The sequence below is a fragment of the Faecalibacterium sp. DFI.5.82 genome (assembly GCF_029076575.1).
Classification (GTDB): Bacteria; Bacillota; Clostridia; order Oscillospirales; family Ruminococcaceae; genus Faecalibacterium; species Faecalibacterium duncaniae.
In genome coordinates this window covers 1-290 of the sequence record NZ_JARFIS010001073.1, presented here as the reverse complement: position 1 = coordinate 290, position 290 = coordinate 1, and the positions used below count along the sequence as shown (strand labels likewise).

Here is a 290-nt window from a genome sequence, read left to right as displayed (position 1 = left end):
GCTGGAAAAGCGCCTGCGGGCCCGCCTGCCCAAAACGCCTCAGGGGGAACTGCTGGGCGGGGCCATTGTGGCCTTCTGCCTGCCGGTGGGCACCTTTCTGCTGTCGAGCCTTGTCTGCCTGGGAGCTGCCCGCATCAGCCCGTGGCTGGGGCTGGCCGTCCAGATGTTCTGGTGCGGGCAGGCACTGGCCGCATAGGGGCTGGCGCAGGAGAGCACCAATGTTTACCGGGAACTGGTCAAGCCCGACCTGCCTGCCGCCCGCAGGGCGGTCAGCCGCATCGTGGGGCGGG

1 pseudogene is annotated in these 290 nt (G+C 69.7%); it reads left to right on the top strand.

Annotated features, from left to right (window positions below):
* Nucleotides 1-196, top strand: a pseudogene (locus tag P0G09_RS20200) (cobalamin biosynthesis protein CobD); the annotation flags it as partial.
* Nucleotides 197-290: the final 94 nt, after the last annotated feature.